We start from the raw sequence: 13,377 nt of genomic DNA, 5'->3' as shown, positions 1-13,377 counted from the left end.
GACGGGCAACGCGTTTTCAGCGGAGCCGGGCACGGTCGAGGATCTCGGGCACCCAGTCGTGGAACACCAGCCGCGGGAAGAGCCGGCCCCCGGTCCCGAAGGGGAACGAGAAGCCGGGCGCCATCCGCAGGTCCCGGTGCGCCACCTGGACGTGGACGCGGGTGTCCGGAGCGAACCGGGGCGACCCGAAGGGGCCGATCCGGTTGATCCTCGCGTGGATGCGGTCGCCGTACACCAGGGCGGCGCAGCCGTGCTCCTGCGCCCTCTCCGCCGGGACCCCGCGGACCCAGCGGTGGAACTCGTCGAGGAACCCGTGCCGGGCCAGCTCCCGCAGGCCGGTCCGCTCCGTCCGGGCGTCCCCGTGACCGTCGAGGAACACCATGAGCTGGGGCACCCCCGTGCGGCGCCTCCAGTGGGCGGGGAGGTCCCGGACGACGCGGTCCAGGACGCACAGGACGTCCGCGCGCACCGCCGGGTCCAGTTTCCGGAGTTCGTCCAGCGTGTACGCGGCGTCCTGGTTCATCGCGCCATCATCCGCGACCGCCGCGGGCGGATCAACGGCCGCTCAGGCCGCGCGCTCCCGGTCCGGGGCCGCGGGCAGGCCCGCCTCGTCCGCCTCGCCCGACTCGGTCAGCCAGCGGCGCAGCACCCGGTGGACCTGTTCGGCGCCGGCGAGTTCCGTGCCGTCGGGGACCGGCGCCGACAGGGCGAGCGGGGACAGCAGGAAGGGGCGGGACTGGGCGCCGCCGAGGCCGCCGTGGGAGCCGATCTGCTCCTCGAAGGCGAGGACTTCGCCGTCGGCGGGGTCGTAAAAGGAGTTGACCATGATGTCGGCGGTGTGCGGGAAGGTGTGGGTGCGGCGCACGGCGTCGGCGGCGCCGGGGCCGAACGCGGCCAGCGGGCCGGGGTTGTCGTCCAGTTCGTCCAGCGGGATCTCCGCGCCGTACGCGCCGAGCACGAGCCCGCCGTGGCGTTCGCTGCGCACCAGGAGGAAGCCGATGCCGGGGTGGTTGGCGAGGGTCGGCAGCAGCGCGGGGTGGCGGGCGTCGATCTCCTCCTTGGTCATCCGGTGCGGCACGTCGGGGAAGGAGACCAGGCCCAGGTTGCCGGAGGCGAGCACGACCGGTTCGGAACCGCGGGAGGGGCGGTACTGCTCGGTGCCCTCCTCGACGGGCCGGCGCAGCGCCGCGCGGACGGCGGCGCGGGCCTCGGCGCCGCTGTGGGTGTGCCGGGCGCGGCGCGGCACGGGCAGCCCGCAGCCGGCCCGCACCAGGTCGCCCAGGGTGAGGCCGTAGCGGGAGCGGAAGGTCTCGCCGGGGCTCTGCCCGTGGTCGGAGAGGACGACGATCCGGTAGGGGCGGGGGGCGTGTTCGGCGACGTTCGCGATCAGGGCGAGGGCGCGGTCGAGGCGCTGGAGGACCTTGTCGGTGTCGCGGCTCGTGGGCCCGGAGTGGTGGGCGACCTCGTCGTAGGCGACCAGGTCGGCGTAGACGGAGGTGCGGCCGGCCAGCAGGTCGCCCGTCACGGCGGCGACCACGACGTCCCGTTCGACGACGGTCGCGAAGGCCCGCACGAACGGGTAGAGCCCGCCGCGCGAGACGCGCGGGCGCTGCCCCCGGAACCGGGCCCGGGTGGACTGGCCGATCTCCCGGCCCACCTCGGCGACGAAGGACAGCGCGGTGCGCACGGCGTTGGCGGGGTCGGAGAAGTACGCGAAGTAGCCCGCGCGGGAGCGGGCCGCCGGGTCGCGGCGGCGGGTGGCGATGGAGAGCACCAGGGCCTGTTCGCCGGCGCCGCCGCTGAAGAGGTTGCCGCGGCTGGCGCCGTCGTCGGCGAGCAGTCCGGCGTGGCCGGAGTACTCGATGGCGCGGGCCTGGAGCTCGGCGGCGCTGGTGGGCCGGTTGCAGACCATGACCTCGCGGCGGGCCTTCTCGTACCAGCGGAAGGCGGGGACGTCGTGGTTGCTGCCGTGCAGGATGCCGAGCTGGCTGGCACCGGTCTGGCTGGACCAGTCGGTGCGCCAGGGGGTGAGGCGGTGGGAGGGGCGGTCGCCGCCGGTGCCGGTGCCGAGCCAGCGGGCGACGGTGGGCATCAGCCCCTTGGCGACGGCGTCCAGGAGCACGTCGTGGCCGACGCCGTCGAACTGCAGGAAGACGGTGCCGGGGGTGGTGGGGCAGGGCGGGGCGGAACCCCGTCTGCGGTGGGCGAGGCGGTAGAGGCGGCGGCGGTAGGCGTCGTCGTCGCGCACGGCGAGGGCGGCGCCCGTGGCGGAGGCGACGGCGGACATCACGGCGGCGACCACGACCGCCGTCTCCGGTGCGGCGGCGCCCCGTTCGACCGGGGTGACGTGCAGCGCCAGCCACAGCAGGGCGCCGTTGAGGAAGAACACCAGCAGGCCGAGGACGAGCGCCGGCACGAGCAGCAGCAGCCGCACCAGCAGCGGCCAGACCAGCGCGGAGAGCAGGCCGAAGGCGCCGGCGCCGAGGGCGGCGGTGACCGCGATGTCGGTGGCGCTGTCGCCGTCCGCCGAGCGCAGCCGGAAGTCCGGCAGGATCCCGGCGAGCAGCAGCATGGTGAGCGTGGAGACCGCCCACACGGTGACACTCCGCCCGATCTGACTGGCGACCCGTCGCCACCGTCCGCCGCCCACGCCCCGCACACCTCACGTCCCGGCCGGTCCCGGCCCCCCTACACCCTGCCACACCGTCCGGAACAGGTGGTTCGTCCCCGGGTTCCGCCACCGGTCCCGCTCCTGCGCGTAGGCTTCGGGGAGTCGCGCGAAGGAGGCGGGGGAGTGCCGGTGGAGGTCACCTGGTGGGGTCACGCCACCTGCACGGTCGAGGACTCCCGCACACGGGTGCTCACCGACCCCCTGTTCACCCGCCGGCTCGCCCATCTGCGGCGCCGGCGCGGTGCGGTGCCGCCGGCCGAGGCCCGGCACGCGGACCTGGTCCTCGTCTCCCACCTGCACGCCGACCATCTGCACGTGCCGTCGCTGGCCCGGCTCGCCCCGGGCACGCGTCTGCTCGTGCCCCGGGGCGCGCCGCGCGCGGTGCCGGGGCTGCGCCGGCTCGCGCACCTCGACGTGAGCGAGGTGGCGCCCGGCGATGTGACGAGGGTCGACGGCCTGGTCGTACGGGCCGTGCCCGCGCTGCACGACGGGCGGCGGCTGCCGGTCGGGCCGCACCGCTCCCCCGCCCTCGGGTACGTGCTGGAGGGCGAGGCGCGGACGTACTTCGCCGGGGACACCGGTCTGTTCGACGAGATGGCCAAGGAGGTCGGGCCGGTCGACGTGGCGCTGCTCCCGGTGGGCGGCTGGGGGCCGTACCTGGGCGAGGGCCATCTGGACGCGGGGCGCGCGGCCGAGGCGCTCGCCCGGCTGGGGGCGTCCAGCGCGGTGCCGGTGCACTACGGCACGTACTGGCCGATCGGGATGGACGCCGTGCGCCCGCACGAGTTCCACGCGCCGGGGCACGAGTTCGAGCGGCTGGCCGCCCGCCACGCGCCGGGCGCGTCGGTGCACCGGCTGGGGCACGGGGAGCGCGTGCGCCTGGAGGTCCCGCGGTGATAGGTCCCGCCGCCGTGGGCCGGGCGGCCGGTGCGACGCTGTCGCCGGCGGCCGCGCTGCCCGTGACGGCGCCCGAGTTCACCCAGCAGGCCGTCGGCTACCCCTCGCTGTTCCTGCTGGTGCTGATCGGGGCGCTGGTGCCGGTGGTGCCGACGGGCGCGCTGGTCAGTTCGGCGGCGGTGGTCGCCTTCCACCGGGCGGCGCCGTTCTCGATGGCGCTGGTGTTCGCGACGGCCTCACTGGCGGCGTTCCTCGGGGACGTGGCGCTGTACTGGCTGGGGCGGCGCGGGATGACGTCGAAGAACGGCTCCCGCTGGCTGGAGGCGATCCGGGAGCGCGCCCCGGAGGACCGGCTGGCGCAGGCGCAGGAGAAGCTCGCCGACCACCGGGTGGCGGTGCTGGTGCTGTCCCGGCTGGTCCCGGCCGGGCGGCTGCCGGTGATGCTGGCCTGTCTGGTCGCGAAGTGGCCGGTGCGGCGCTTCGTCCGGGGCAATCTGCCGGCCTGTCTGGCCTGGGCGGCGACGTACCAGCTGATCGGGGTCCTCGGCGGTTCGCTGTTCGGGGAGCCGTGGCAGGGGGTGCTGGCGGCGGTCGTGCTGACGGTGCTGGTCAGTGTGGCGCCGGGCCTGTGGCGGCGGATGCGGGGGACGGCGACGGGGTGAGGCGCGGTGACGGCCCCGGCCGCACCGGGATCCGGGAGCCTCCCACCGGCAGGCCCCCCGGGTGCCCGCGGGGCGGGCCCGCCTCCTTCCAGGCGGCGCGGACCGCCTCCTTCGGGCCTCGGTGGACGTCGGCCGGCCGCCAGCGGGGTTCGCAGGCGCCGACGGGCGTCGGGGTGAGGTCGGGTTCGGTGACCCGGGTGGACCTGCGGCGGTGGAACCAGGGGGGCGGGCCCGGCCGGCACGAACAGGGGGTGTCGCGCGGGAGCCCGCGCAGGGCGGGGGCGTCGAGGTGGCCGTGGTGGTGGCCGATGACGACCGCGTCCACCCGCGGCAGGTCCTCCCGGGCGACGCCGACGGGGGGTGATCCGGGCCGGGGCGCCGGGGACGCGGCGGAACCGGACCGGGTCGGTGAACGCGGTGAGCCCGCCGGTCCGCGGCACCCGGCCGGCGTGTCCCGCCCGGGTGACGGCGATCGTGCGGTCGTCCACGCGGAGCGGCCGGCGGGCGTCGGCGAGGCCGTCCGGGGCGGGGCGCACGGAGCCCCCGCGGGCGAAGCGGACGAAGGCCTTCAGGCCGGGCAGCGGGGGCCTCGGCCGGTCGTGGGAGGCGCGGGGCCACACCCGGCGTTCGGCGGGCGGACGGGGTGCGGCCGGGGCGGGCCGTCGGCCTCCTCCGCGCCGGATCGCGGGGCGGCCGGCGGGGCGACCGGCTCGGGGTGCCGCGTCATCGGGGGGAACCCCCTCGCCGGGCGTCGTCACGGAGATCGTCGAGGACCGCGGCCAGTCGGGTCAACGCGCTTCGCACCTGCGGTAGTTCCAGGGGATCGGGGGAACGCAGCGCTTCCGCGCGCAGTTCGGCGGTGTCGCCCAGCAGGGAGGCGGTGGACAGCCGTACGCGCGGTGCCTCGAGCTCGTCGCCGAAGCGGTGACCGCCCGGGGCGGGCATGCCGAGCCGGGCGGTGAGGAAGTCCTCCAGTTCCTGGGCGTCGCCGACGCCGTGCGCGCCGAGCGCGGGGACCAGCGGGGTCAGGTCGGCGTACAGGTGCCGGCCGCAGCACGGGGGCCGGGCGAGGGCGCCCGCGGCGACCACCGCGCGGTGCGCGGCGGCGGCCACGCGCGCGTGCAGGCGCACCGTGTCGGCGACGCGCGCGGTGACCGGTTCGGGCTCGGACAGCGCGTACACCGCCGCGGCGGCGACGGGGGCGGCGACGCGTGCGTCGAGCGCGGTGAGCACGTCGAGCACCCGCGCGTGGAGCGCGTTGCCCTCCTCGCCGGCCGGGAAGCGGGCCACCGCCGCGGGCCAGCCCGGCGGGAGCAGGGCGCCGGCCAGGTCGGTGACCACGGTGACCCGGTCGGGCAGCATCTCGGCGGGGCTGAGCAGCACGGTCCCGTGCGGGTCGTGCAGGGTGTCGCGCCAGGTCTCGTCGCTGACCAGGTGCAGCCCCTCCGCGACGGCGGCCTCCAGGGTCTCGTGCAGCAGCTCGGGCGGGGCGACGCCGGCGGTGGGGTCGTCGGCGACGGAGAGCACCAGCAGCCGGGGGTCGCCGCCCTCGGCCCGCACCCGGCGCACGGTCTCCAGCAGCGCGTACGGATCCGGGACGCCGCCGCTCTCGGCCGGGGTCGGCACGGGGAAGGCGGGTCTGCCGAGCAGCCGGGTGTAGGGGACCCACCAGGCGGCGCAGGGCCGGGGCACCAGGACGTCGCCGCCCAGGGCGGCGGTCAGCGCCACCAGCAGGGCGGGGGCGCCGGGGGCGACGGCCACCCGGTCGGGGGCGGCGGGCAGACCGCGCCGGTCGCCGTAGCCGCAGGCCGCGTCCAGCAGGGCGGGCCCGCCGCCGACCGGTTCGACGCCGCCGCGGGAGGCCGCGGCGGCGAGCACGGCGGACAGCTCGGGCAGGACGGGCAGCCCGTCCTCGGGGAGTACCGGCCCGAACCGGACCGGGCCGTGGCCTTCCGGGTCCGTCCGCCGCATCCCTACCTCCGCGCGGTCCCTGCTGCCGGATGCCGTGGCCGGCACCCGTTCGTGCTCCGGGAGAGTCAGTACCCAGCGTGGCGCGTGCCATGGGTGGCGGGCGTCAGCCGTCCGCGCGGGCGGTGCGGTCCCGGTACACGCGGTGTCCGGCGGCGCCGAACGCGCCCGCGATCAGCAGACCGCCGGCCGTGAGGGCGGGCACGGAGTCGGTGAAGGCGCCGCCCCCGCCGGCGTGGACGCCCTGGTGCGCGGGGGCGCTGGGGCAGGGGGTGCCCTCGGACCCGGTGCCCTTCGAACCGGTGGGCTCGGGGCCGGGGGGCCAGGACGCGGTGGGCCGGGGGGCAGGGTGCCCGGGCGCGGTGGGCTCGGGCTGCGGGGCCTTCGGTCCGACGGCCCCCGCGGCCGCGACGCCGCTCCCCTGGGGGGCGGGGATCTCCGCCCCGAGGCCGGCTCCGGCGTCGGGGAAGGCACCGGCTCCGGGGTCGGTACCGTGCCCGTCGTCCGGCCCGGCCCCGGTCCCGGCCTCCGCACCGAGCTCGTCGTCCGGCCCGGCATCCGCGTCCGCGTCCGGCTCGGCGTCCACATCCGCGTCCGCGTCCGCATCCGCATCCAGCCCGACGTCCGCGTCCGGCTCGGCATCCGCGTCCGCGCCGAGTCCGGCGTCCGCATCCGGCTCCGCGTCCGCGTCCAGCCCGGCATCCGCATCCGGCTCCGCGTCCGCGCCGAGTCCGGCGTCCAGCCCGGCATCGGTCTCGGCATCCGTGCCGGGACCGATGCCGGATTCGTCCGGGACCGTGTCCTCGGGCACGGCCGCTCCGGGCCCGGCGGGTTCGGGGGTGTCCGGTTCCCGCGCGTGCGTGCCCGGCCGCGGGCAGGGCGGGCCGGACGCGGCGCCCCAGGACGCCGCGTCGTCCGGAGCGCCGCCCGCTGACGCGGCCGGCGCGAGCACCGCGAGGACGGCGCCGGTGGCGGCGGCGAGGGACAGGACGCGGGCGGTGCGGCGCATGGTGCGGGCTCCTTCGAGCGACGGCGGGGCACGGCGTTCGGTCACGCCCCCACAGCCATCACAGCGCCACCGCCGCCGCGCCGCGCGCCGCCGGACACCATTGGCGGGACCGGGCACGCCCGAGCGGGTGAACGCCCGTCACCGCTCCTCGTCGTCCTCCATCACCTGGTCCCGCACCCGGCCGCAGCAGCGGCTGATCAGGCGGGAGACGTGCATCTGCGAGATGCCCAGCTCCTCGGCGATGCTCCTCTGCGTCATGTCGTCGAAGAACCGCATGTAGAGGATGGCCCGCTCCCGCTCGGGCAGCGCGGCCAGCCGCTCCCTGACGGCCTCGCGGTCGACCACGGTGTCCAGCGCCGGGTCCGGCGCGCCGAGGGCGTCGCCGAGCGAGTAGCCGTCGTCGGTGCCGGGCAGTTCGGCGTCCAGGGACAGCGCGGCGAAGCTCTCCAGCGCCTCCTGGCCGGCACGGACGTCCTCCTCGCTCAGGTCGGTGTGCTCGGCGATCTCGGCCACGGTGGGACGGTGGCCGCCGACGGTCTGGGAGAGGTCCTGGGAGGCGTGCCGGACGCGGTTGCGCAGTTCCTGGACCCGGCGCGGTACGTGCAGGGTCCACATGTGGTCGCGGAAGTGCCGCTTGATCTCACCGGTGACGGTCGGCACGGCGTAGCTCTCGAAGGCGTTGCCCCGCTCGGGGTCGTAGCGGTCGACGGCCTTGACCAGGCCGAGCGCGGCGACCTGGCACAGGTCGTCGTAGCTCTCGCCGCGGCTGCGGAAGCGTCCGGCGAGGCGGTGGGCCATGGGCAGCCAGGCCTCGACGATCCCGGCCCGGAGCCCGTCGCGCTCCGGGCCGGGGGGCAGTGCGGCGAGCCCGCGGAAGGCGGCCGCGGTGTCGGGGGCGTCGTCGTGCGGGTGTTTCGCGGTCGCTCGGGTCGGCATGGCGCGTCGCAGCTCCCTCGGAGGGTGCTCGGGGACGGACGGTCACCGTGGCGAGCGCACCGGCCGGGGGACGGGCGCGCCCGGGACGGCACGACACCGCTGCCACGGACGTGCCTCCTGTCCGAAGCACTGGGGGTGCGCCTGCCCCCGCCTCACCGTCCCAAACTTCCCAGCCGGGGTTCGGCGGGATCGGCCTCGGACGGTACGGGTGGCAGCAGGAGATCCTCGTAGCAGCCCAGCACCAGGACCACGCCGAGCATGAGGAGCGGGAGGAGCACGGCGAGCACCGCCATGGCCTGTCCTTTCCGGGAGGCGCGTGGGGGGCGTGGGGCATCGGGTCTCCCGCCCTCCGGCGGCCAAACCCGGACGGCCGGGACGATCCGGGGGCCGGACCCGGTGTCGCCCTCCGCTCCCCGGGTACGCGGTGCGCACCCCGAGGGATCTGGAGGGAGACATGCAGCGAGGCAGCGACCGGCTCAGCGTCCACCGGGACGACGAGATGAAGCACGAACTGCAGGGCCTGCTGCGGTCCGGGCGTCCCACCCGCACCGAGGAGTGGCACGACCCGGAGCCGCTCGCCGACGACGACCCCGAGGTCGCGCACGGCCCGGTGACACCGAGCCGCGGCCCGACGTCACTGGAGTCGGTGCGGCTGGAACTGGCCAGGATCCTGGGCCGCGGGGCGTTCCCCGCGGGTCCGCGCCAGCTGATGCGCGCCCTGGACCGGCGGCACGCGCCCGACACGCTCATCGAGGCACTGGAGCGGCTGCCGCAGAAGGCCCGCTACGGCAGCGTCCAGGAACTGGCCGAGGCGTTGACCCGGTCCCGGGAGACGGAGACCGCATGACCGGTCCGTCCGGGGCACCGCGGCGGGCCCGCGGCGCCCCGGGCGGTCGGGACCGGAGGGAGGCCCTCGGCCATGGCCGAGTTCGTCAAGGACGTGATGACCCCGGGTGTGGTGGCCGTGCGCCCGGACGCCTCGATCGTCGAGGCGGCGCGACTGATGCGCACCCAGAACATCGGTGACGTGGTGGTGGCCGACGGACAGCGGGTCGTCGGCGTGCTCACCGACCGCGACATCGCGGTCCGCGCGGTCGCCCGGGGCGCGGATCCGCTCGGGGTGAGCGTGGGCTCGGTGTGCACGCGGGACCCGCTGACGCTCGCTCCGGACGATCCGGTGTCCTCGGCCGTCGCCCTGATGCGTGAGCACGCGATACGCCGGATCCCGGTGGTCGAGGGCGGTCTGCCGGTCGGGCTGGTGAGTCTGGGCGACCTGGCCGGGGCACGGGGGTCCGGCTCGGCCCTGGCCGGCATCAGCCGCGCACAGCCGGACGAGAACAGCTGAGAGAAAGGACGTGGAACCATCATGCGCATCGCGTTCCTGAGCGCGCCCGAGGGCGTCGAGCAGGTGGAGCTGACCGAGCCGTGGCAGGCGGCCGTGGACGCCGGTCACGAACCCGTGCTGGTGTCGACGAGCGCGGGGAAGATCCAGGCGTTCAACCACCTCGACAAGGCGGACACCTTCCCCGTGCAGGAGGTCGTCGGCGAGACGTCGGCGGACGCCTTCGACGGGCTGGTGCTGCCGGGCGGGGTGGCCAACCCCGACTTCCTGCGCATGGACGACAAGGCCGTCGCGTTCGTGCGGGACTTCTTCGAGCAGGGCCGGCCGGTCGCCGCGATCTGCCACGCCCCCTGGACCCTCATCGAGGCCGACGTCGTCCGGGGCCGGGTGCTGACCAGCTGGCCCAGCCTGCGGACCGACCTGGGCAACGCCGGCGCCACCTGGGTCGACGAGCAGGTGAAGGTCTGCGACCACGGGCCGAACAAGCTGGTCACCAGCCGCAAGCCGGACGACCTCAAGGCCTTCTGCGAGACCTACCTGGAGGTGTTCACGGCGGAGACGGCCGGGTAGCGGACCCGGGGCCGGTCAGGTGCCCGGGGTGGTGGGTGTCGCGGTGTCCGCGGCCTCCCGCTCCCGGGCACCTTCACGCGTGCGGCCCGGGGCCACCGGACGGTGCGGGTTGCGGCGCAGGTACTCGCCCTCCAGCTGGGCCATCCGTTCGTTGTGGGTCCGCAGCGCGTCGTTGGAGCCGTACAGCAGTGTGTCGTGGCGCGTGCGGTGGATGGTCTCCAGCTCCTTCATGAGCTGCTGGTCGTCCAGGCGGTCCGGCTCGACTCCGGTCATCGTGGCACCCCGCTCGTCGTGTGCGTTCATGCGGCCCGGGTACCCGCCCGGGCCGCACAGGCACCACTTCGAACGGCAATCGGGAGGGAACCGTGGAACTCGCCCCCCCGCGTCCGCCCCGCGGACGGGCCGGCCCCCGGGCCTCCGTCCACGCCGCCCCTTCCCGGCGCCCGGGGGCACGACGCCGCGGAGATCGCCGGCGCGCTCGCCGGGCGTGACCCGCGGGACGCCTCCTAGGGCCTCTCGTTTGGATCAGGTCGGCCGCGACCGACGGTGCGTCGTGGCCGACCCGAGCGGGGCTTGGTGCGTGCAGATGCAAGGCGGAGGAGGGCGCCAAAGCGGAGCGTTGGCAACTGACGACAACGCGGCAGATGCGCGTGCCAAACCCCGCGACGCCGACATGATCCAAACGAGAGGCCCTAACGCGCTCGTTCCACCCGGCGTTCGTCCCACACCGGTTCCGCGGTCTCCCTGACCCGGCCGTCGCTGCCGAAGACCAGGAAGCGGTCGAAGGAGCGGGCGAACCAGCGGTCGTGGGTGACGGCGAGGACCGTGCCCTCGAAGCTCTCCAGGCCTTCCTGGAGGGCTTCGGCCGATTCCAGGTCGAGGTTGTCGGTCGGCTCGTCCAGGAGCAGGGCCGTGACGCCCTGCAGTTCCAGGAGCAGGATCTGGAAGCGGGCCTGCTGGCCGCCGGAGAGGCGGTCGAAGGTCTGCTCGGCCTGCAGGGTCAGCTCGTAGCGGCGCAGGCGTGACATGGCGGCGCCCCGGTCCTGGGAGTGCTCGGTCCACAGGATGTCCAGGAGGGTGCGGCCCAGCAGCTCGGGGTGGGCGTGGGTCTGCGCGAAGTGCCCGGGCAGCACGCGCGCGCCGAGCTTCCAGTTCCCGGTGTGCGCCACGTCGTCGCCGGCGAGCAGGCGCAGGAAGTGGGACTTGCCGGAGCCGTTGGAGCCGAGGACGGCGACCCGTTCCCCGTAGAAGACCTCCAGGTCGAAGGGTTTCATCAGGCCGGTGAGTTCGAGCCCCTCGCAGGTGACCGCGCGCACGCCGGTGCGGCCGCCCTTCAGGCGCATCCTGATGTCCTGCTCGCGCGGGGGCTCGGGCGGCGGGCCGGCCTCCTCGAACTTGCGCAGCCTGGTCTGGGCGGCGCGGTAGCGGGACGCCATGTCCGGGCTGTTCTCGGCGGCCTGGCGCAGCGTCAGGACCAGCTTCTTCAGCTGGGCGTGCTTCTCGTCCCAGCGGCGGCGCAGCTCCTCGAAGCGGGCGAAGCGCTCCCGCCGGGCCTGGTGGAAGGTGGCGAAGCCGCCGCCGTGCACCCACGCGTCGGCGCCCGCGGGGCCCGGCTCCAGGGACACGATCTTCCGGGCGGCGCGGGCGAGGAGTTCGCGGTCGTGGGAGACGAGGAGGACGGTCTTGCGGGTCTCGGCGAGCCGCTCCTCCAGCCAGCGCTTGCCGGGGACGTCGAGGTAGTTGTCCGGCTCGTCGAGCAGCAGCACCTCGTCGGTGCCGCGCAGCAGCGCCTCGAGGACCAGGCGCTTCTGCTCACCGCCGGAGAGCGTGCGGACCTCGCGCCACTGCGCCTTCTCGTAGGGCACGCCCAGTGCGGCCGTGGTGCAGATGTCCCACAGCGTCTCGGCCTCGTACCCGCGCGCCTCGGCCCAGTCGGCGAGGGCCTGTGCGTACGCCAGCTGGGCGGCCTCGTCGTCGACCGTCATGATCGCGCGCTCGGCGGCGTCGACGGCGCGGGCGGCCTCGCGGATCCTGGGCTGCGCCACGGACACCAGCAGGTCGCGCACGGTCGTGTCGTCCCGTACGGAGCCGACGAACTGGCGCATGACGCCGAGGCCGCCGGTGACGGTGACGGAGCCGCCGTGCGGCTTCAGCTCGCCGGAGAGGAGGCGCAGCAGGGTGGTCTTGCCCGCGCCGTTGGGTCCGACGAGGGCCACGACGGCCCCCTCCCCCACCCGGAAGGAGACGTCGCCCAGCAGCGTCCTCCCGTCGGGGAGGTGGTACTCGAGGTGCGCGGCTTCCAGATGACCCATGACGGGGATTGTGCGGGGTCGTCGGCGCTGGTGGCAAACGGGTTTCCGACCGGAGGACCGTCCATCATGTGAAATCCGTGTCTCACCATTCGGTTGACAGGCGTAGTGTCGGTCTCCTCCTACGAGAGTGGAAGGGGTGGGCTCGTCATGCCGGAAGCGCGGGAGACCGCCGTCTACACGCACGGCCACCACGAGTCGGTGCTGCGCTCGCACACCTGGCGGACCGCCGAGAACTCGGCGGCGTACCTCCTCGGGGTGCTCGAGCCCCACATGCGGATCCTGGACGTCGGGTGCGGACCCGGCACCATCACCGCGGACCTGGCGGAGCTCGTGCCCCAGGGGCACGTCACCGGCCTCGACCGGGAGCCGGGGATCCTGGAGCGGGCCCGGGCGGCCGCCGCCGCGCGGGGGCTGGCGAACACCGGTTTCGCGGTGGGGGACGTGCACGCGCTGGACTTCCCGGACGACACGTTCTGCGTGGTCCACGCCCACCAGGTGCTCCAGCACGTGGGCGACCCGGTGGGGGCGCTGCGGGAGATGCGGCGGGTGACCAGGCCGGGCGGGTTCGTCGCCGTACGGGACGCGGACTACGCGGCGATGACCTGGTACCCCCCGTCGGCGGGCATGGACGACTGGCTGGACCTCTACCGGCGGGTGGCCCGGGCCAACGGGGGCGAGCCGGACGCCGGGCGGCGGCTGAAGTCCTGGGCGCTCGCCGCGGGATTCACGGACGTCACCGCGACCTCGGGCACCTGGACCTTCTCGACCGCCGGGGAGCGGGCCTGGTGGAGCGGCCTGTGGGCGGACCGCACGGTGGCGTCGGCCTACGCCGAGCGGGCGGTCGGCGGCGGCCACGCCACCCGGCGGCAGCTGCGCGACGTGGCCGGGGCGTGGCGGGAGTGGGGCGAGCGGGACGACGGCTGGTTCAGCGTGCTGCACGGCGAGGTCCTCTGCCGCAAGGAGGACTGAACCACGTCGGTGAGGTGCCAAAGCCCCGGGACCGGGGCCCG

At 75.8% G+C, this 13,377-nt stretch carries 14 protein-coding genes and 1 pseudogene; 6 read left to right on the top strand and 9 right to left on the bottom strand.

Going from position 1 to position 13,377, the window contains the following annotated elements; translation table 11 throughout:
* Positions 1-16: 16 nt before the first annotated feature.
* Positions 17-523, bottom strand: coding sequence for a hypothetical protein (locus ABTY20_RS13875; RefSeq protein WP_351997208.1), 507 nt, complete (start codon positions 521-523; stop codon positions 17-19).
* 42 nt (positions 524-565) lie between these two features.
* Positions 566-2,659, bottom strand: a complete 2,094-nt coding sequence (locus ABTY20_RS13870) for a phage holin family protein (protein WP_351997207.1) — start codon at positions 2,657-2,659, stop codon at positions 566-568.
* 135 nt (positions 2,660-2,794) lie between these two features.
* On the opposite strand from ABTY20_RS13870, the gene ABTY20_RS13865 reads away from it, so the two are divergent.
* Both ABTY20_RS13865 and ABTY20_RS13860 read left to right on the top strand, forming a co-directional pair.
* On the top strand, positions 2,795-3,568 hold the full coding sequence (locus ABTY20_RS13865) for an MBL fold metallo-hydrolase (RefSeq protein ID WP_351997206.1): 774 nt from the start codon (positions 2,795-2,797) through the stop codon (positions 3,566-3,568).
* Positions 3,569-3,582: 14 nt separating this feature from the next.
* Positions 3,583-4,230, top strand: coding sequence for a DedA family protein (locus tag ABTY20_RS13860; protein ID WP_502991806.1), 648 nt, complete (start codon positions 3,583-3,585; stop codon positions 4,228-4,230).
* Here the strand turns inward: ABTY20_RS13860 and ABTY20_RS13855 are convergent.
* The 5 genes and pseudogenes from ABTY20_RS13855 to ABTY20_RS13835 all read right to left on the bottom strand — a co-directional run bounded on the left by ABTY20_RS13855 (position 4,178) and on the right by ABTY20_RS13835 (position 8,436).
* A pseudogene (locus ABTY20_RS13855) lies at positions 4,178-4,988 on the bottom strand (MBL fold metallo-hydrolase). The gene ABTY20_RS13860 and the pseudogene ABTY20_RS13855 overlap by 53 nt on opposite strands.
* Positions 4,954-6,201 (bottom strand): aminotransferase class I/II-fold pyridoxal phosphate-dependent enzyme, encoded by a 1,248-nt coding sequence (locus ABTY20_RS13850; protein WP_351997205.1) that lies wholly within the window; start codon positions 6,199-6,201, stop codon positions 4,954-4,956. The pseudogene ABTY20_RS13855 and the gene ABTY20_RS13850 overlap by 35 nt, the downstream one beginning before the upstream one ends.
* A gap of 103 nt (positions 6,202-6,304) precedes the next feature.
* The gene (locus ABTY20_RS13845) at positions 6,305-7,207 is read right to left on the bottom strand and encodes a hypothetical protein (protein WP_351997204.1); all 903 of its coding nucleotides are present in this window, start codon (positions 7,205-7,207) and stop codon (positions 6,305-6,307) included.
* Between the two features lie 138 nt (positions 7,208-7,345).
* Positions 7,346-8,143, bottom strand: coding sequence for an RNA polymerase sigma factor SigF (locus ABTY20_RS13840; protein WP_351997203.1), 798 nt, complete (start codon positions 8,141-8,143; stop codon positions 7,346-7,348).
* A 152-nt stretch (positions 8,144-8,295) separates the two neighbouring features.
* Positions 8,296-8,436 carry a hypothetical protein gene (locus ABTY20_RS13835; RefSeq protein ID WP_351997202.1) on the bottom strand — a complete coding sequence of 47 codons (141 nt, stop codon included), beginning with the start codon at positions 8,434-8,436 and terminating at the stop codon, positions 8,296-8,298.
* A gap of 161 nt (positions 8,437-8,597) precedes the next feature.
* Here ABTY20_RS13835 and ABTY20_RS13830 point away from each other — a divergent pair, with 161 nt between their 5' ends.
* The 3 genes from ABTY20_RS13830 to ABTY20_RS13820 all read left to right on the top strand — a co-directional run bounded on the left by ABTY20_RS13830 (position 8,598) and on the right by ABTY20_RS13820 (position 10,055).
* Positions 8,598-8,990, top strand: coding sequence for a DUF2795 domain-containing protein (locus ABTY20_RS13830; protein ID WP_351997201.1), 393 nt, complete (start codon positions 8,598-8,600; stop codon positions 8,988-8,990).
* A 72-nt stretch (positions 8,991-9,062) separates the two neighbouring features.
* Complete coding sequence (locus tag ABTY20_RS13825) at positions 9,063-9,488, top strand: CBS domain-containing protein (RefSeq protein ID WP_351997200.1); 426 nt, start codon at positions 9,063-9,065, stop codon at positions 9,486-9,488.
* A 21-nt stretch (positions 9,489-9,509) separates the two neighbouring features.
* Positions 9,510-10,055, top strand: coding sequence for a type 1 glutamine amidotransferase domain-containing protein (locus ABTY20_RS13820; protein ID WP_351997199.1), 546 nt, complete (start codon positions 9,510-9,512; stop codon positions 10,053-10,055).
* Positions 10,056-10,070: 15 nt separating this feature from the next.
* On the opposite strand, the gene ABTY20_RS13815 is transcribed toward ABTY20_RS13820, so the two are convergent.
* Positions 10,071-10,358 (bottom strand): DUF6158 family protein, encoded by a 288-nt coding sequence (locus tag ABTY20_RS13815; protein WP_351997198.1) that lies wholly within the window; start codon positions 10,356-10,358, stop codon positions 10,071-10,073.
* Between the two features lie 389 nt (positions 10,359-10,747).
* Positions 10,748-12,367, bottom strand: a complete 1,620-nt coding sequence (locus ABTY20_RS13810; RefSeq protein WP_351997197.1) for an ABC-F family ATP-binding cassette domain-containing protein — start codon at positions 12,365-12,367, stop codon at positions 10,748-10,750.
* Positions 12,368-12,514: 147 nt separating this feature from the next.
* On the opposite strand from ABTY20_RS13810, the gene ABTY20_RS13805 reads away from it, so the two are divergent.
* Positions 12,515-13,336, top strand: a complete 822-nt coding sequence (locus ABTY20_RS13805) for a methyltransferase domain-containing protein (protein WP_351997196.1) — start codon at positions 12,515-12,517, stop codon at positions 13,334-13,336.
* The last annotated feature ends 41 nt before the right edge of the window (positions 13,337-13,377 follow it).

Origin of the sequence: Streptomyces sp. NPDC126497 (assembly GCF_040302425.1) — a bacterium.
Taxonomy (GTDB): domain Bacteria; phylum Actinomycetota; class Actinomycetes; order Streptomycetales; family Streptomycetaceae; genus Streptomyces.
Note: the sequence above shows the minus strand (reverse complement) of the source record. Positions and strands in the feature narration are given on the sequence as shown.